This is a genomic window from Leifsonia naganoensis (assembly GCF_013410615.1).
Classification (GTDB): domain Bacteria; phylum Actinomycetota; class Actinomycetes; order Actinomycetales; family Microbacteriaceae; genus Leifsonia; species Leifsonia aquatica.
In genome coordinates this window covers 1,085,293-1,103,290 of the sequence record NZ_JACCHJ010000001.1, presented here as the reverse complement: position 1 = coordinate 1,103,290, position 17,998 = coordinate 1,085,293, and the positions used below count along the sequence as shown (strand labels likewise).

Annotated in this window: 13 protein-coding genes; 8 read left to right on the top strand and 5 right to left on the bottom strand. The window is 71.3% G+C overall.

The annotated features are described in order from the left end of the window. Positions 1 to 53: 53 nt before the first annotated feature. Both HNR14_RS20765 and HNR14_RS05240 read right to left on the bottom strand, forming a co-directional pair. A complete protein-coding gene (locus HNR14_RS20765; protein WP_179700191.1) occupies positions 54 to 1,715 on the bottom strand; it encodes a sialidase family protein in 1,662 nt (553 codons plus the stop codon). Positions 1,716 to 1,841: 126 nt separating this feature from the next. After that, positions 1,842 to 2,858, bottom strand: a complete 1,017-nt coding sequence (locus tag HNR14_RS05240) for a LacI family DNA-binding transcriptional regulator (protein WP_179700190.1) — start codon at positions 2,856 to 2,858, stop codon at positions 1,842 to 1,844. A 79-nt stretch (positions 2,859 to 2,937) separates the two neighbouring features. On the opposite strand from HNR14_RS05240, the gene HNR14_RS05235 reads away from it, so the two are divergent. The 5 genes from HNR14_RS05235 to HNR14_RS05215 all read left to right on the top strand — a co-directional run bounded on the left by HNR14_RS05235 (position 2,938) and on the right by HNR14_RS05215 (position 8,721). Further along, positions 2,938 to 4,302, top strand: a complete 1,365-nt coding sequence (locus tag HNR14_RS05235; RefSeq protein WP_179700189.1) for an ABC transporter substrate-binding protein — start codon at positions 2,938 to 2,940, stop codon at positions 4,300 to 4,302. A gap of 13 nt (positions 4,303 to 4,315) precedes the next feature. Continuing rightward, on the top strand, positions 4,316 to 5,230 hold the full coding sequence (locus tag HNR14_RS05230; protein ID WP_179700188.1) for a carbohydrate ABC transporter permease: 915 nt from the start codon (positions 4,316 to 4,318) through the stop codon (positions 5,228 to 5,230). Between the two features lie 4 nt (positions 5,231 to 5,234). Next, positions 5,235 to 6,173 carry a carbohydrate ABC transporter permease gene (locus HNR14_RS05225; RefSeq protein ID WP_179700187.1) on the top strand — a complete coding sequence of 313 codons (939 nt, stop codon included), beginning with the start codon at positions 5,235 to 5,237 and terminating at the stop codon, positions 6,171 to 6,173. A 2-nt stretch (positions 6,174 to 6,175) separates the two neighbouring features. Then, positions 6,176 to 8,290, top strand: coding sequence for a glycoside hydrolase family 2 protein (locus HNR14_RS05220; protein ID WP_179700186.1), 2,115 nt, complete (start codon positions 6,176 to 6,178; stop codon positions 8,288 to 8,290). Between the two features lie 86 nt (positions 8,291 to 8,376). After that, positions 8,377 to 8,721 carry a carboxymuconolactone decarboxylase family protein gene (locus tag HNR14_RS05215; RefSeq protein WP_179700185.1) on the top strand — a complete coding sequence of 115 codons (345 nt, stop codon included), beginning with the start codon at positions 8,377 to 8,379 and terminating at the stop codon, positions 8,719 to 8,721. Here the strand turns inward: HNR14_RS05215 and HNR14_RS05210 are convergent, their stop codons facing one another. The 3 genes from HNR14_RS05210 to HNR14_RS05200 form a co-directional block, all read right to left on the bottom strand. Beyond that, positions 8,722 to 9,099: a VOC family protein gene (locus HNR14_RS05210; RefSeq protein ID WP_179700184.1), complete on the bottom strand. Its 378-nt coding sequence runs from the start codon at positions 9,097 to 9,099 to the stop codon at positions 8,722 to 8,724. Positions 9,100 to 9,190: 91 nt separating this feature from the next. Next, positions 9,191 to 9,583, bottom strand: a complete 393-nt coding sequence (locus HNR14_RS05205; RefSeq protein WP_179700183.1) for an SRPBCC family protein — start codon at positions 9,581 to 9,583, stop codon at positions 9,191 to 9,193. Between the two features lie 129 nt (positions 9,584 to 9,712). Beyond that, positions 9,713 to 12,397 (bottom strand): lamin tail domain-containing protein, encoded by a 2,685-nt coding sequence (locus HNR14_RS05200; protein WP_179700182.1) that lies wholly within the window; start codon positions 12,395 to 12,397, stop codon positions 9,713 to 9,715. A gap of 174 nt (positions 12,398 to 12,571) precedes the next feature. Here HNR14_RS05200 and HNR14_RS05195 point away from each other — a divergent pair, with 174 nt between their 5' ends. The 3 genes from HNR14_RS05195 to HNR14_RS05185 all read left to right on the top strand — a co-directional run bounded on the left by HNR14_RS05195 (position 12,572) and on the right by HNR14_RS05185 (position 17,992). Continuing rightward, on the top strand, positions 12,572 to 14,926 hold the full coding sequence (locus HNR14_RS05195; RefSeq protein ID WP_343064417.1) for an FUSC family protein: 2,355 nt from the start codon (positions 12,572 to 12,574) through the stop codon (positions 14,924 to 14,926). A gap of 106 nt (positions 14,927 to 15,032) precedes the next feature. Further along, positions 15,033 to 16,412 (top strand): flavin monoamine oxidase family protein, encoded by a 1,380-nt coding sequence (locus HNR14_RS05190; protein WP_179700181.1) that lies wholly within the window; start codon positions 15,033 to 15,035, stop codon positions 16,410 to 16,412. Between the two features lie 239 nt (positions 16,413 to 16,651). Next, entirely contained in the window at positions 16,652 to 17,992 is a 1,341-nt protein-coding gene (locus HNR14_RS05185; protein ID WP_179700180.1) for an alpha/beta hydrolase, read from the top strand. Positions 17,993 to 17,998: the final 6 nt, after the last annotated feature.

Here is a 17,998-nt window from a genome sequence, read left to right as displayed (position 1 = left end):
CTCGTGCACTGGCGGCCGCCCCGGAATCCGGAGCGGCCGCCTCCACGATCAGGTCAGGCCGGGAGGGACCACTGCTGGGTCCACAGGCCGTTGCAGTCGTAGATCTGCAGCTTCGTGCCGTCGGTGGTGACACCCTGCGGGTCGTCGAGGCAGCGGCCCGACTGCGGGTTCAGCAGGGAGCCGTTGGACTGGTGCACCCACTTCTGGGCGCCCGAGCCGTTGCACTCCCAGAGCTGCACCTTGGTGAAGTTCGCGGTGCCCTGCGCGTCGACGTCGAGGCACTTGCCGAACGCGCGCAGCGTGCCGTCGGGCGACACCGACCAGTCCTGCCCTGTGGCGACGCCGCAGGTCCAGAGCTGGGCGCGCTTGCCGTTGGCGGCGGTGTTCGTGTCGACGTCGAGGCACTTCCCGCCGGGTCCCGTGATCGCCCCGGTCGGCCCGGGGAGGGTGCCGACGCCGAAGCGCAGTTCGCACTGGTTGCCCTGCCCGAGCCAGGTGGCGGCGAAGTACAGGTACGACGTGCCGTTGCTCAGCGGGATGGCGGGGGTGGAGTAGCCGGGGCACGACGGGACGCCGGAGGCGTAGCCGCCGGTCGGGGAGACCGTCACCGGGGTGGCCGCCTCGGTCCAGTCGCCGGCGCCGAGCTGCGTGTTCGCGAACAGGACGGTGCCCGACTCGGCGAGCACGGTCTTGTTGCCGGTCGGACCCGCGACGACCCGCTGGCCCGAGAGCAGCAGGGTGCCGTTCGGTCCGCCTCCCGCCGCCCAGGAGATGTACGGGGTGTGGAGCAGCTGGCGGTCGTCCGACGTGTGGACCAGCGTGCCCTTGTCGCCGGCGGCGCCCCAGGCGAGTCCGTCCGCGCTGAACTTGATGTAGACCTCGCAGGCGTGGTCGGCGTTCGTCGCGTCGCGGCACAGCTCGTAGCTCATGACGAACCGGCCGTCGGGGAGCTTCGCGAAGGTCTGCATGCCCGGTCGCGCCAGGTTGTCGGCCGGGAAGACGACGTCGTCGGTCATCGCCGAGCTCCAGCTCGCCCCGCCATTGGTCGACGTGTAGTGGCCGATCTTTTGGTTGTTCGTGGCGCTGTTCGCCGGGCGTTCGTCCGAGATGAAGCACGCCAGCGTGTTGTTGTTCGACACCACGAACGACGGCTCCCAGATGCCGTGGCCCCAGGAGTTCGGCAGCCCGGAGGTCTGGGTGCAGTTCGACAGGAACTGCCAGCTCGCGCCGCCGTTCGTGCTCTTGAACACCTCCACCTTCTGGGCCGTGTAGTCACCGACGTGCCAGGCGGTGCCCGCGGCGAGGATGTCGCCCGCGTTCAGTCCGGAGATGTTCCGGGGCACTTCGAAGAGCGTGGGAGCCTCGATGTCCCAGCCCGGAGTGTTGGAGCTGATCGTCGAGATCTGCGACCAGCTGCCGCCACCGTTCGTGCTGCGGTAGATCGGCAGGGTACCGGGGGCGTTGTGGCCGCCCTTGGCGAACGTGGCGAGCACCGTGTCGGCCGGGGTGCCGTCGTGCTCGAGTGCGATGGCGCGGGGATAGCCGGCCGTCCCGTTCGGGAACGTGGCGAGGTTAGGCGAATAGAGCACGGATCCCGGTTGCGCCGCTTCGGCCGACGGCGACGCCGTCGGGGTCAACGTGAGTACCGTCGCGGCTGCGAGAGCCGCGACGGCGAGCAGCGACAGCCGTCGCCCTCGACGCGTGATGCGTTCCATGAAGAGTCCTCTCTGGTGAGGCGCCCGCCGCTTTGCGGACGTTGCAAATGACCCTGGCAGGCATTTGCCATCGTTGCAAGAGGCGAAATGGGGGATTGCGGCGTGCTTGAGAGTCGCTGGCTGGCCTCAGCCGGCGGTCGCGGTGCTCTCGCGCGCGACCAGGCGGTGCGGGGCGACGACCTCTTCCGCGGGGAGGTCCGGGTCGTCGATCCGAGCGACGATCCGGCGCACGGCCTCGCGGGCGATGAACGGGGTGTCGAGAGAGACGGTGCTCAGCGACGGACGGGCGAACCGTCCCTCCTCGACGTCGTCGATGCCGATGACGGCGACGTCCTCCGGCACGCGGAGGCCGGCGTCGAACACCGCGCGCATCGCGCCGATCGCGAGCAGATCGGAGAAGCAGAAGATCGCGTCGGGCCGCTCGTCGAGCTCGAGGAGCGCCTGCGCCGCCGCATAGCCGTCGGGGCGGCTGTAGTGCGCTGCGGTGCGCACGAGCTCCGGCTCGTACGGGAGGCCCGCATCGGCCAGAGCCTCCGCGTAGCCGGACGCGCGTTGCAGGGGAGTGGCGTACTCCTCGGCGGGCTGCGAGCCGATGGCGGCGATACGGCCGCGGCCCGTCGCGACCAGGTGCGCGACCGCATCCTTCGCCGCCTGCACGTTGTCGATCGCGACGTGGTCGTAGCGGCCGTCGAAGTCGTGCTCGCCGAGCAGCACCAGCGGCATGCGGGTGGCGCCGTGCATGTCGAGCAGCTCCGCCTGGGTGACGAGAGGGCTGAAGAGCAGTCCATCGAACAGCATCGTGCGGTCGTCGCCGAGCAGCAGCTGCCGCTCGCGCTCGTGGTCGTGGCCGGTCTGGTCGATCATGACGCGGTAGCCGACTTCCGCGGCGGCGTCGATGATGTCCCTGGCCAGCTCGCTGAAGTAGGGCACGTCGATCTCGGGCACGACGAGCGCGAGCATCCCGGTGCGGCCGGTGCGGAGCGTGCGCGCCACGGGGTTGGGGCGGTAGTCGAGCTCCTCGATCGCCGCCAGGACGCGCGCCCGCATCTGCTCGCTGACGTGCTCGTAGTCGCTCACCACGTTGGAGACGGTCCTCACGGAGACCTGGGCGAGCTGGGCGACGTCGCGGAGCGTTGCTGGCATGAATTCATCGTAGCGTTTGCAACGTACGCAAACGAGCGTTACAGTTTGCATACGTTGGCAAAACACGAGGGAGTGTCCCATGAACCACCACCCGAAACGGCGAGCGCGCGGCCTGGCAGTCGCCGGCGCACTCGTCGCGACCGCCTTGACCCTGACCGCTTGCGGCCCGGACATCGGCAGCGGCGGCGCCGCCACCACGTCCGACCGGCTGCAGGCGCCGACCAGCGATCAGCCCGCGGGCGAGATCACGATCTGGGACCGGTCCGGCGACCTGTACAAGGTCTTCGACGGCGTCATCGCGGACTTCAACAAGAAGTACCCGAAGATCACGGTCCACCACGAGGCCGTCGACATCAACGCCAAGCTCCAGAACACGCTGATCACCGGGACCGACGTGCCCGACGGCGTGTTCCTCGACGACGCGATGGTCAGCGGCTACGCCGATCACCTCTGGGACCTCAGCGACGTGCTGAAGCCCTACCTGAAGGACATCGCACCGCAGAAGGTCGACGCGAACACGGTCGACGGCGGGATCTACGGGGTGCCGTACGACCTCAACCCGGGCCTCCTCTATTACAACGCGAAGGCCCTGGAATCGGTCGGCATCGACGCGTCGAGCATCAAGACCTACGACGACCTGCTCGCCGCCGCCCGCGCCTACCAGAAGGCCAAGCCGGGCTCGCACCCCATCCACATCGAGCAGGGCGGGTTCCTCGGGCAGCTGCAGCTGGAGATGTTCGCCAGCCAGCTCGGCACGTCCCTCGCCGACGCGAAGGGCAAGCTGCGGCTTGACAGCCCGGAGTACAAGCAGATCCTCACCTACCTCGACACCGTGCAGAAGGAGGGGCTCGGCACCCGCGCCGAGTACCTCGGCCAGAGCGACATCGCCGAGATGGAGGCCGGCAACGAGGTCTTCTACCCGTGGGCCATCTGGTTCAGCTTCGCGCCGCAGCAGCTGCTCAAGGACACCAGCGGCGACTGGCGCGCGATGGAGCTGCCCGCCTGGAAGGACGGCGGCGCACGCAGCGGCGCGATGGGCGGATCGTCGTTCGTGCTGCCCAAGGACGGCAAGAACTCCCAGCTGGCCTGGCTGTTCTACAAGTTCCTGATGTACGACGAGGCCGGCTACTCGGCCGTGTGGGGCCCGAGCAGCACCTACCCGGAAGGGCTGAACACGTCCATCCCGGCCTACCTGCCCGCGGCCGATCCGTCGAAGCCGCTGTTCAAGCCGGTGCCCGCGCTCGGCGACCAGGACCTCTGGAAGGTCGCCACCGAGGCGGGCAAGCAGATCCCCTCCGGAACGGCCATCCCGTCCTGGTGGAACGCGTCGACCGACTACCTCGGCACCGACCTGCAGAAGATGTACGACGGCGACCTCACCCCCGACCAGGTGATCACGGATGCCGGGTCGTCCATCCAGACCAACCTCATCGACCGGCAGTGAGCACCACGACACCATGACGACGACAGCCCTCCCCTCCGCGGCCCGGCCGCGCGACCGCCGCGGCGGCACCCGGATGCGACGGCGCATAGCGCCCTACCTCTTCGTGCTCCCGTTCGTGGCGATCTTCCTCGCCTTCAGCGTCTATCCGCTGATCTTCACGGCGCGACTGAGCTTCACGAACTGGCACGGGGCCGGCGCCGCGGAGTGGGTGGGCTGGGACAACTACACGTATCTGCTCGGGAGTCCCGCCTTCTGGAGCTCGCTCGGCAACTCGGCGGTGCTCTGGCTGCTGATCGTGCCGATCCAGATCGTGCTCGCGGTGATCGTCGCCGTGCTGCTCGACTCGGCGAAGCTGCGGCTGCGCGGGATGTACCGGGTCGCGTTCATCGTCCCCTTCGTCACCCCGCTCGTAGCGGTGGCGCAGATCTGGGTCGTGCTGTTCGACCAGGACCACGGAGCGGTGAACGCGCTCCTCGGCCTGGTCGGCATCCCGGACGTCGGCTGGCTCACGACCAGCGCGTGGGCCAAGCCGACGCTCGCCCTGCTGTTCCTCTGGAAGACCACCGGGTTCATCGTGATCATCCTCCTGTCGGGGCTGCAGTCGATCGACCGCTCGATGTACGAGGCGGCGGATCTGGACGGCGCCTCGCCGATCCGGCAGCTGTGGAGCATCACCGTGCCGCTGCTGCGCCGCACGATCATGTTCGCGGTCGTGCTGCAGACCCTGGCGGTGTTCCAGATGTTCGCGGAACCGTTCGTCGTGACGCAGGGCGGCCCGTACAACTCGACCACCACGGCCGGGTACTACCTCTACAACCACATCACCCGGGCGGACCTCGGCACGGGAGCGGCGAACTCGTTCCTGCTCGTCATCCTCGTGATGGTCCTGTCGCTGTTCTTCGTCCGCATGCTCCGAGCGAAGGACTGACGCCATGACGACGACCCCCACCGTCCTCGACGGTCCGTCGGGCGCTGCTCCCGCCGCACCGTCACCCGCCGACCGGACCCCGTCGGCACCGCGGAAGCGGCGCGCCCGCCCCCGGATCGGCACGCAGGCCTTCCTGCTCGTCCTGATGGTCGCCTTCCTCGCGCCGGTCGTCTGGGCGATCGTCTCGGCCTTCAAACCGGCCAACGACATCATCCGCGACCCGCTCGGATTCGACCCGGGCTCGTTCACCCTGGACAACTTCACGGCGATGTTCCACGACGTGCCGATCGCGCACGGGTTCCTCAACACGGCGATCGTGCTGGTGGTCAAGGGCGCGATCACGCTCTTCTTCGCCCCGCTCGCCGCCTACGCGTTCGCGAAGTACGACTTCATCGGCAAGAACGTCATCTTCGGCGCGGTGCTCATCACCCTCATGCTCCCGACGATCGTGCTGATCATCCCGCTGCTGCTGGAGATGAAGACCTTCGGCTGGGTGAACACATACCAGGCGCTCATCCTGCCGGGCTCGGTCGACGCCTTCGCGATCTTCTGGATGCGGCAGGTCATCAGCGCCGTGCCCGACGAGCTGCTCGACGCGGCCCGCGTGGACGGCTGCGGCGAGTTCGGGATCTTCTGGCGCGTGGTGGTCCCGGTCATCCGCCCGGGACTGGCCGGGCTCGCCGTGCTGACCATCATGAACATCTACAACGACTTCGTCTGGCCGGTGGTCGCGGCGAGCTCCGACCGCATGGCCACCCTGCAGGTCGTGCTCTCCACGCTCGCGCAGAACATCACCGGCAACCGGATCGGCGCCGACTACGCCACGGTCACCGGCGAACTGCTCGCCGCGAGCTCCCTCGCCCTGATCCCTCTGCTGGTGCTCTTCATCGTGCTCCAGCGTCACTTCATCAACGGCATCCTCGCCGGCAGCGTGAAAGGCTGAACATGACACTCTCCCCGACCGATTCCCTCGTCACCGCTCCGCCGGCGACGACGGACCAGCCCCGCCCCGAGTACCCGAGGCCCGACCTCGACCGCTCGCAGCGCTGGCTGAACCTCAACGGCCGCTGGGACTTCGACGGCGCCGACGCCCCCGGCAGCATCGTCGTGCCGTTCGCGTGGGAGACCGCCGCGTCGGGCGTGCAGCGCACGTGGCTCGAGCGCGCCGTCTACCGTCGCAGCGTCACCGTGCCCGAGGACTGGACCGGCTCGCGCGTCGTGCTGAGTTTCGGCGCCGTGCACCACCACGCTGTCGTCCGCATCGACGGCAGCCTCGTCGGCGAGCACACCGGCGGCTACGAGTCGTTCGAGTTCGACGTCACCGCGTTCCTGGTGCCGGGCATCCCGTCGGAGCTCTCCGTGGAGGTCGACGCCCCCGCCGACAAGCGCGCCATCGCGCACGGCAAGCAGCGCTCCCTCCCGCGCGACGACTACGACGGCGTCTCGTTCACGCCGACCTCGGGCATCTGGCAGACGGTCTGGCTGGAGGCGCGCGGGCGCACCTACGCCCGTGCCGTCACCCTGCGGGGAGACAGCCTGACCGGCATCGACCTCGTCGTCGAGACCGCGGGCGACTCCGCGGCCGGCGCCGTCGTGCACGCCCGGGTGCTCGAGACGGGGGAGGCCGTCGAGCTGCACGCGGACGCCTCCGGCCACGCCGCCGGGCGGATCGTCCTGGCCGAGCCGCGGCTGTGGTCGCCCGCGCACCCCGAGCTGTACCGCGTCGAGGTGCGCGTCGGCGACGAGGGCCACGATGACGGCATCGACACCGTCGTCGCGACGACCGGCCTCCGCCGTATCGAGACGCGCGGCGAGCAGCTCTTCCTCAACGGGGAGCGCTTCTACATGCGCGGCGTGCTCGACCAGGGCTACTGGCCCGAGACGGGTCTGACCGCACCGGATGCCGCCGCCCTGATGCAGGACGTCGCGCTCGCCCGCGAGCTCGGCTACACCCTGGTGCGCAAGCACCTGAAGTTCGAGGAGCCGCTCTGGCTGCACGAGGCCGACCGCACCGGGATGCTCGTCTGGGCCGAGCCCGCGTGCCCCAGCCGGTTCTCCGAGGAGGCCGCTGCCGCGTTCGAGGCGCAGCTGCCCGCGATGGTCGAGCGCGACGGCAACCACCCGTCGATCGTGATCTGGGGGCTCTACAACGAGGAGTGGGGCCTGGACTGGGACATCCCGGGCAGCGCCTCCCGTGCCGCGGCCGCCGAGCGTGCCTACGACCTGCTGCGGGCGCTCGACGACACGCGCCCGATCGTTGAGAACTCGGGCTGGTCGCACGTGCGCTCCGACCTGGTCGACTGGCACTACTACGAGCCGGACATCGCCCGGTGGCGGGATGCCGTGGCCGCGATGGCCGACGGCTCGCAGGAGGCGTTCCCGGTGCGGCTCGGACCCGACTTCGTCGTCGACAAGTCCTTCTACGCGTCGGCGGACTTCCCGCGCACCGGGGTCCCCATCGTCAACAGCGAGTACGGCGAGGGCTTCACCAGCCTGGAGCGCGCCTGGCACCTCCGCTGGGAGACACAGGAGCTGCGCCGTCACGACCGCTTCGCCGGCTACGTGTACACCGAGTTCGCCGACGTCGAGCACGAGGCCGCGGGGCTCCTCACCACCGATCGTCGCGCGAAGGACTGGGGCGGCTGCATCCCGGCCGACGTCAACGCCGACACGGTGATCGTGCTCGACCTCGTCCCGCTCCGCGCCGGTGCGGACATCGAGCCGTCGGCCTCGCCGCTGGACCTCGTCGCGCACGTGTCGCACCACGGCGCCGACGCGCTGCGCACACAGCTGCACGCCGCCTGGCTGTCCGCCGGAGCGCCGGTGGACGGACCCTCGGCATCGTCCGCGCAGCTGCGGCCCGACGCGTCGAGCGCCGAGGTGGAGGTCGTCCCGTTCGAGCTCTCGGGGGAGCTGCGGCTCACCGTCCCGGCGCACCAGGGCACGGGCCGCCTCCTGCTCTGGCTGACCGATGCCGGGGGAGCGACGGTGGCCCGCGCGTTCCTCGACGCGGCGCCGGTCGAGGAGCCGAACCGGCGGGGAGCGCGCACCGCGGGGTGAGCAGATGGGGTGAGGCGGTGGGCCGTGCCGTCATGAACCGCAATCCCAGCGGGATCGGCGGCCCGGCCTCCGCTAGCGTCCGAAGCATGAGCGACTATTTCGACCGCGAAGCCGACAAGACGTACACCCGGGTCTACAAGAAGGAGACGCCGGACATCCTGAAGGCGTTCGTCGACTTCGACGAGGCCGTCTTCGCGTCCGAGGGCCGCGCCATCCCGCTGAAGTTCCGCGAGCTCATCGCGGTCGCGGTCGGGATCACGACGCAGTGCGTCTACTGCATCGACGCGCACTCGAAGCGCGCCGTCGCCGCGGGCGCGACCGAGCAGGATCTGGCGGAGGCTGCGTGGGTCGCGACCGCCATCCGCGCGGGTGGCGGCTTCGCCCACGGCCGCCTCGCCTTCAAGTTCGGCGAGGCGGAGCACTCGCACTGATCAGCGCGCGCCGAGCGGTGCGAAGAAGTTGACGAGGTTGCCGTCCGGGTCGGCGACCAGGAGCGAACGGTTGCCCCACGGCATGTCCGCGGGCGCCTCGACGACGCGCACGTCTCCGCGCTGGAGTGCGTCGAACGTCGCATCCACGTCGTCGACGCGGAAGTCGAGGCACACGGAGTGGTTCGCGCCGGCGCGCATCCCGCTGTCGCCCATCGCGGCTGTGGTCTGCGTGCTCGCGATGGCCAGCTTGCCGGACGGGGTGTCGAGCTCCGCGAAGAGCGGGTGGATGCGGTTCGCGGCCAGGCCGGTGACGCGCTCGTAGAACGCGACGAGGCCGTCGATGTCGTCGGTGAAGATGCGGGTGGCGGCGAGGTCCATAGGGTCGGAGTCCTTCTCATCGAGGGCCCCCGAGTCGGGACCCGCTCTCGACGCTAGGTGTGATTCCGGTCGGGAACCGTCCGCAATCCGGTCACGCCTTCTTCTGCAGGTTCTCCGCGATCGCCGCGAGCGAGCCGTCGAGCGCCTCCTGCATCCCCGGGAACTCCGAGGTGGTGTGGATGGTGAGCTCGACGCCGTCGTCGGTCAGCTTGAGCGACCCGTGGTAGTCGTGCGGGCCGGGAGCCGACCAGGTCACCTCGCGCGCGGCGCGGTCCACGTCGAACTCGGCCTCGGAGGTGACGGTCTCGTCGGTGCCGTCTTGGTCGGCGTCGACGTGGGCGGTGGTCTCCACCTTGCCGTCGGGAAGCTCGTGGGCCTCCGTCATGCGCGGGAAGTAGGCGGGCAGGTTCTCCGGGTCGGCGATGTAGTCGAAGTACTCGTCGGCGTCTCCGTCGAGCGAACGAATGGCGGTGTATGTGGGCATGCCGCGACGGTACGACCGGAACTCGCGTACCGGGAGGCGTTGACGTGGGGCGCTCGGGGGTGTCGCGGTGCGCGGAACGGCCCCCGCTCCAGAGAGCAGGGGCCGTTCCGGGAAGCGCCGGCGATCAGGTCAGTCGCGGACAGCCTGTGCGCGCGTGCGGCGGCGGATCAGCATCCCGGCCCCCGCGAGGAGCAGGGCCAGCGCTGCGATGATCGCCGACCCGCTCAGGTCGGACCCGGTGGAGGCGAGCGCGGAGGTGCCCGTGCCCCCGGCCGCCGCCACAGCGGTCACGTCGGTCGCGGCCGCGACGATCGTGAAGGGGGCCGAGGCGACCACGGTCCCGCCGATCGACGCCGTGATGGTGTGAGCGCCGGCGGCCACGTTCGGAACGGCGAACGTGAAGCTCAGCGTCCCGTCCGGCCCGGCCGTCGCAGTGCCGAGGAGGACCGGCGTCGAGTTGAACACGAAGCTGACCGCGGTGCCGGGCGCGAGGTGCGCAGCCGCGACGGTGATCCGGTCGCCGACCGTCCCGGAGCCGACGGAGAGCGTCAGCGCGGGGGCCGGGGTGTTCACCGGCGGCACACCCTGCTCGCCGAGCTTCAGGTCGCAGGAGATGCGGCCGCTGTAGAGCGCGTGCCCTTCGCCCGCCGAGCCGGTGCCGGTGCCGTAGACACCGTCGTCCGACCACACGACCTCCTTGGTGCCGTCGACGCAGGTCGAGCTCGGCGCCAGGGCGAAGCCCTCCAGGTTGTCGACGGGCAGACCGGCCGGCTTGCTGTAGGCGACCTCGGGGACGATGGCGCCGGTGGAGCTCACCTTGAGCACCGTCGAGACGACGCCGCAGGTGTTGTCGCACAGCGCCCAGATGCGCTGCGTGTCGGCGTCGAAGGCCACATCCATGACGTGTCCCATGCCGGTGTCGACGACGGACACGCGGTGGAAGGAACCGTCGGAGTTCAGCGCGTAGGCGTACAGCTTGCCGTCGTTCTCGAGCGCCGCGAAGTAGAGGCCGGTGCCGTGGGTCGGGTAGTCGGCCGGGCGGTAGGTCTTCCCGGTCGACTGGTCGACGAAACCGTTGGCCGTCAGGTAGCTGTCCGGCACGAAGGTGACGCCCTCGAACCCGAGGTTCGCCTCGGTCTTGTTGCCCGCGTGCAGCTCCGGGAACTCGGCCGTCAGGTTCCACTGCTGCGTCGCGACGAGCTGCGTGCCCGGCTGGGTCGGGTCGATGCGCAGGATGGAGTTGAGCGGGATGGTGTTGGCCGCGTTGTTGCGCTCGGTGGTGACGTAGAGCGCGCCGTCCGGGCCGACCGTCAGGCCCTCAGAGTCGGGCTGGTTGGTCGCGGTGTCGGTGCTGCCCGGGAAGAAGATCTGCTTGCCAGCGCCCCAGCCATTCGTGGTGTCGGCGACCCAGAGGCCGTCCTGCTTCACCATCCGGAAGACCCAGCTCTTGTTCTTGACGCTGTAGAGCACGTTCGCGTTCGTCGGGTCGAAGACGAGCCCGCTGACGTCGCGGCCCTCGGGGCCGGTCGTGGTCGTCCACGCGCACTGCTTGTCCGAGACGGTGACGTCGGCGCTGCCCGGCCACGCGGCCGGGGTGAGGGCGGTACCGGGGAGGGTTCCGGTGCCGGACGGAGCCTCCGGCTCGCAGTTCAGGGTCGGGGTGCCGCCGGTGCCGCCGTCGGCGGGGTTCGTCAGCGGGGTGGCGCACGCGCCGGCGTTGGAGACGCCGAAGCTCTTGTCCTTCACCGAGACGAACGCGCCGGTGCCGTCGGGGCAGCGCGCGAAGGCGCCTGCGCCGAAGTTGTTGCCCTCGTCCGTGCCGGCCTCGCCCGCGGTGTAGTCGACCGAGTCGACGAGCGTGCCCGCGGTGCCGTTCGCGCCGTCCGGGAGGTAGAGCTTGACGCTGTCGCCGCCGCTGCCGAGGCCCTTGGTGGAGGAGAAGTAGACGTGGCCGTGGGCCGGGACGACCGTCGTCGCGGTGCCGTCCGCCAGTTTGGCCGAGAACGTCGTCGCCGCGGTCGCTGCGCCGCTGTCGATCTGCAGCCAGCCCGCGATGCTCACGTCGGCGGAGCCGGTGTTCGCGAGCTCGATCGCGTCGCCGACCGGGGTGGCGCCGTTGTCGGACGACACCTCGTTGATGTGGATGTCCGCCCAGGCGGGAGTCGTGCCTCCGTCGGCCGGGGCGAACCGGCTCGTGCCCGGGGAGCCGATGTTGCCGGCCGTGGAGGTCCAGGAGCCTTCCGCGTCCCCGACCGTGGCGAGCTGCCACTGCGACGCGTCGTTCGCGCCCAGCGCCGCGTCGGTCTTCGGGATGCCGGCGACGCCCTGGGTGCGGGGGCCCTTCACGGTGCCGGTGCCCTGGTCGTTGTAGGTGAGGCGATCAACGAGGTTCGCGACCGGGTCGGACCCGTCGAAGACGTTGATCTCGTCGGCGCGACCGAGTCCGGTGGTGTTGTCCGCGAGGACCTTCACGTCGGCCCCGAGGCCCCACTCGCTGCGGAAGGCCGCATCCGACAGCTCGGTGACGACGGCGGACTGGCCTACCGCCAGTGTGCCGAGGCTGTCGAGCGGGACGGTGCCGGGCGTGCGGCTGTCGTCGTCGAACGACCAGCCGGCGAGGCTGACGGGGGCGGACCCGAGGTTGGTGATCTCGAAGAACTCGCCCGCACCGGTCAGCGGGTTGTACATCCACTCGGTGATGCGGACGGACGGGGTGTCGGCGGCGCTCGCCGCGGCGGGGATCGCGATGGCGAGGGCGCCGGCGACGGCGGTCGCGGCGAGGGCCGCGACGGCGCGGGAGAGGTGAGGTCTCATGAGACCGGACGCTATCGACGCGCGCGGTACGAAAGGCAAAGCACCGGTGAACGGAGAGAGAACGCCGTGATTCGCGAGACGTGACTTGTTGCGGGTGACGCGGAGGCTGCACCCGCAACAAGTCACGTCTCGCGGGAGGTTCTCCCCACGCCCGCAGGGCGATACCCTTCCGACGTGGCAGAGGGCGAGGCGGTTCGGCGCGAGCGCGGCGCGAGTGCGCGCCTCGCGGGCTGGCTGCGCCGCCACGACCCGGGCTTCAACGCCCTACGCCGAGCGGGGCGGGCGGCGATCGTGATGCCGCTGCTGTTCCTCCTGGGCGGGCAGGTGCTCGGGAGCCCGGACGTCGCGCTGTTCGGGGCGTTCGGCACGTTCGCGATGTTACTGTTCGTCGACTTCGGCGGTCCGCTGCGTGAGCGGGTGCAGGCGCAGGTGGCGCTCGCGGTGGTGGGCGCGGTGCTCGTGTGCCTCGGCACGCTCGCGTCGGACCCGGCCTGGTTGTCCGCCGTCGCGATGGCGGTCGTCGCGCTCGTCGTGCTGTTCGCCGGATCGGTGAGCTCGGTGACGGCGTCGGCCGGCACCTCCCTGCTGCTGGCGTTCATCCTCCCGGTCATGGTTCCCGGCACGATCGCGACCCTGGGCCCCCGGCTGCTCGGCTGGGGGATCGCCGCGGTCGTCAGCATCGTGGCGATCACGGTGCTCTGGCCCGCGCCGACGAGGGAGCCGTTGCGCGGCCCTGCCGCCGACGCCTGCCGCGCGCTCGCCGCCCGTCTGCGGGCCGAGACCGCCTACCTGCTCAGCGGCGCCGACCCGGACCTGCTGGCCGAGCGCGACCGCACGCGGGCGGTCGGCGACGACGCGGTCGCCTCGCTGCACGCGACGTTCCTGGCGACGCCGTACCGTCCGACCGGGCTCAGCACTCCGGCTCGGACCATCGTCCGGCTGGTGGACGAGCTCACCTGGCTGAACGCCGTCATCGCCCAGTTCGACCGGCTCGGCCGGCCTCCGTCGGGCGTGCCCGAGCCCATCCACGAGGCGGCCTGGACGGTGAAGAACGCCGCGGCCGACGTGCTCGACGAGAGCGCGATCGTGCTGGCGGAGCACGCGGGCGACCCGACCGCCCTGGAGGATGCGCTCGGGCGTCTCGCCCGCGCACGGGCACAGGTGGAGGCGGCGATGCTGACCCATCCGCCGGCGCGGCGCGACGCGGCCGCCTCGGAGGGAGCGGGCGGCGGAGCCGATGCCGGCGGCTGGATGATCACCGCCCTCGATCCCGGATTCCGGGCCCAGGAGCTGGCCTACGCGGTCGCCACCGTGGCGGGCAACATCTCCCTCACCGCCCGCGCGGAACGGCGGACCTGGTGGCAGCGGATGCTCGGCCGTCAGCCGGGCGACCTGCGCGGGCCGGTCGTCGCCGCGGCCGAGCGAGCCAGCGGGTTCTTCGGGTGGAACTCGGTCTGGCTGCGCAACAGCATCCGCGGCGCGATCGGACTCGGCCTCGCGGTGCTGCTGGCCAAGCTCACCGGCGTGGAGCACGCGTTCTGGGTGGTGCTCGGCACCCTCTCGGTGCTCCGCTCGAACGCGCTGAGCACCGGCCAGACCGCGCTGCGGGGCGTACTCGGGACGGTCGTCGGGGTCATCGTCGGGGCCGCCGCCCTGTTCGTGATCGGCGGCAACCCGATCGTGCTCTGGATCGTGCTGCCGGTCGCCATCCTGATCGCCGGGGTCGCTCCGGCGGCGATCTCGTTCGCGGCCGGTCAGGCGGCCTTCACGATCGTGATCGTGCTCCTCTTCAACATCATCGCGCCGACGGGGTGGACCGTCGGCCTCAGCCGCATCGAGGACGTCGCCCTCGGCTGCGCCGTGAGTCTGGTCGTCGGCGTGCTGTTCTGGCCGCGCGGCGCCTCCGCGTCCCTCCGTAGCGCCCTCGCCGACGCCTACCGCGAGGGGATGCGGTACCTGCGCGCGGTGGTCGACGCGGGAGTCGGGGAGGGGGCGCGTCGCGACGAGCGCGAGACGACCCGGACGCAGTCGCTGCGCGCGGCGGCGGCCTCCCGACGCCTCGACGACGCGTTCCGCACCTACCTCGCCGAGCGCGGCACCAAGCGCCGACCGCTCGCCGAGGTGTCGGCGTCCGTCACGGGGGTCGCCGGCGTGCGGCTCGCGGGCGACGCCATCCTGGAGCTCTGGGACGGGCAGGAGGTCGCCGGCGGCGGCACGGCGGAGGCGGGCCGGGTGCTCGACGCGTCGGTTGCGCGCCTCGAGCGCTGGTACGGCGAGCTCGCGACGCAGCTGGCCGCGCGGGAGCCCCTCCCGCAGCCGGCGCCGAAGGACCCGTCCGCGCCGGCGCGGCTCGCGGACGCCGTGGCCGACGACCTCGAGTCGGGTTCCGCCGACGCGATGGGCACCGCGGTGCGCGTCATCTGGACCGCGGACTACCTGGAGGTCGTCCGCCGCCTCCAGAGCGCGATCGTCCCTCCGGCGCGCGTGCTGCGCGACGACACTCCGCGCCGGGCGTCCGAACGGGCCTGACAGTGCCAGACTGTCGATGCACCCTCCCGCGTTTCGACAGCCCGTACAGTCGCCGGGCTCGTCGCCCCGCCTAGCATCGCCGTGACCTGATCGAGGAGTGATAGCCATGAGCAGCATCGAACGTGACGTCGTCATCATCGGCGCTGGTGCGTCCGGCCTGACGGCCGCGACCGACCTGAAGAAGGCGGGCCTGACCGTCGCCGTGCTGGAGGCGCGCGACCGCGTCGGCGGCCGGCTGTGGACGGACGACATCGACGGGGCGACCCTCGAGATCGGCGGGCAGTGGGTCTCGCCGGACCAGGACGCCCTCATCGACACGCTGGCCGAACTGGGGCTCGAGACCTACTCCCGCTACCGCGAGGGCATCAACGTCTACCTCGGCGAGGGGGGCGAGCGCCGCACCTTCGAGGGCGAGATCTTCCCGGTCGCGCCGACCACCGAGCGCGAGATCGTGAGCCTCATCGACCGGCTCGACGCGCTCGTCGCCGAGATCGACCCGGACCGGCCGTGGGACCACCCGCAGGCCAAGGAGCTCGACGAGATCTCGTTCCGCCGCTGGCTGGAGACGCAGACCGAGGACGAGGAGGCGCGGCGCAACATCGGCATGTTCATCGCCGGCGCCATGCTCACCAAGCCCGCCCACGCGTTCTCCGCGCTGCAGGCGCTGCTGATGGCCGCGAGCGCGGGCAGCTTCTCGCACCTCGTCGACGCCGACTTCATTCTGGACAAGCGCGTCAAGGGCGGCCTGCAGCAGGTGCCGCTGCTGCTCGCCGAGCGCCTCGGCGACGACGTCTTCCTGAACGCTCCCGTGCGCACGCTGCGCTGGAGCGACGAGGGCGTCACCGCGATCGCCGACGGAGTGGAGGTGCGCGCCCGTCGCGTCATCCTGGCCGTCCCGCCCGTGCTGATCAGCCGCATCTCCTACGAGCCGCCGCTCCCGCGCCGCCAGCAGCAGATGCACCAGCACCTGTCGATGGGCTTCGTCATCAAGGTGCACGCCGTCTACGAGACCCCGTTCTGGCGCGAGGACGGCCTCTCCGGCACCGCCTTCAGCCCGTACGAGCTCGTGCACGAGGCGTACGACAACAGCTACCACGGCGACCCGCGCGGCACGCTCGTCGGCTTCGTCTCGGACGAGGCCGCGGACGACGTGTTCCGCCAGCCGCCCGAGGAGCGCAAGGCGCGCATCCTCGAGTCCCTGTCGCACTACTACGGCGAGAAGGCCCTGAGCCCGGTCGTCTACTACGAGAGCGACTGGGGCAGCGAGGAGTGGACGCGCGGCGCCTACGCCGCCAGCTTCGACATGGGCGGCCTGGCCCGCTACGGCTCCGACCTGCGTGCGCCCGTCGGCCCGGTGCACTTCTCGTGCAGCGACATGGCCGGTCGCGGCTACCAGCACGTGGACGGTGCGATCCGCGTCGGGCACGAGACGGCGGACGCGATCATCGCGTCGCTCGCCCCTGCAGGAACCGCTTCGGCCTCCTGATCCCAGACGGCGTGCGGCCAGTCGTGGATGGCCGCACGCACCTTCTCCGTGCGGAGAGACGAACGGGCCGGCTCGGTGAGCCGGCCCGTTCCGTCGTCCCGGGAGGTGGCGGTCGGGGCCCGCGGTCACGGCGCGCGGATCATCCGGTGGGATGACCCCCTCGCGTCTCCCGGCCGACGTGCGCGCCTCCTCCCGGAACCTACGGTGGGCCCATCACCCCGTACTGGAGGAGCCCACCCGTGCCCTGGATCGACATCTCCGTCTCCGCCCTGCTGCTCGCCGCCCTGGTCGTGGGCGTCGCCACCCGCCGGCGCCGCGCCGTCGCTGTCATCGTCGTCGGATCGGCGACCGTACTGCTGCTCATGATCGCGGTCGTGCTGGAGGGTGCGCGGCCGCAGCTGATCGCCGAAGCCGTGGCGGCCGTCGTTGTGGCGGTCGTCGTGCTGTGGGCGCGCTCCGGGAGGGCGCCCCGGCTCGCCGTCGCGGGCGCGACTCTCGGAGCGCTCGGCGTGGTCGGGATCGCCGGCGCCGCGTGGGCGCTCCCGCCGATGTCGGTGCCGACGCCGAGCGGACCGCACGCCGTGGGCGTCGCCACCCACGTGTGGACGGATCCCACCCGGGATGCGCACGGCGGGAGCACCCCCGGGCAGGTGCGCTCCCTCCCAGTCACTGTCTGGTACCCGGCCGCACGGCCAGGCCCGGGCTCGGCGTACCTCCCGAACGCTGCGTCCGCGGCCGCGCTCACCGGCTCGTTGGCGCAGCAGTACGGGATGCCGCCACTCCTCTTCGACAGCCTGACCCGCGCGCGGAGCGCGGCGACGGAGGAGGCGTCGCCCGCGGGCGGCTCCTTCCCCGTCGTCATCGCCTCGCCGGGCCTCAACAGCACCCGCTGGTTCTTCACCTCCTGGGCGGAGGAGCTCGCGAGCAACGGCATCGTCGTGATCGCGCTCGACCATCCGTACGACGCCGCGGCGACCGAGCTCGCCGACGGTTCCATCGCCCACGACGACCTGCGGACCACGGGGGACGACGCGGCCGACCAGGCTCTCGCCGATCAGTGGGCGGGAATCCGGGCTGCCGACATCCGTGCCGTGATCGACACGCTGGAAGGGCCGGCCTCCGATGCCCCCGAGCTTGCGGCTGCCGACCGGACGAGGATCATCGCCGCCGGGCACTCCGCGGGCGGCGCGGCGGCGATCGAAGCCGCCCGGCTGGACCGTCGCATCACGGGCGTCGTCGACATCGACGGGATGCCGCGCTCGCCCGCGGACACCCGGCTCGCCCAGCCGCTGCTCGCCGTCGTGGCGGGGGACATGCCAGCGAACCCGGATTACGACCAGGCCCTGAGCAGCCTCCTCGCGGACCGCAACGGCGCCCGGGTCACGCTCGACGGAGTCGCCCACCTCGGCATGATCGACGCCGGACGGCTGATCGGGCCGGTGCCGGGGCTCACCGGTGCGAACGGTCCACAGGGCGCGCGCCTCGCGGCGGAGGCGACGCTCCTGCTCGTGAGGGCTGTCGACACCGGCACACCGATCGACACCCGGGCTCTCGGTGAGCTGGGTGCCGTCGGTGAGTAGCGGCGC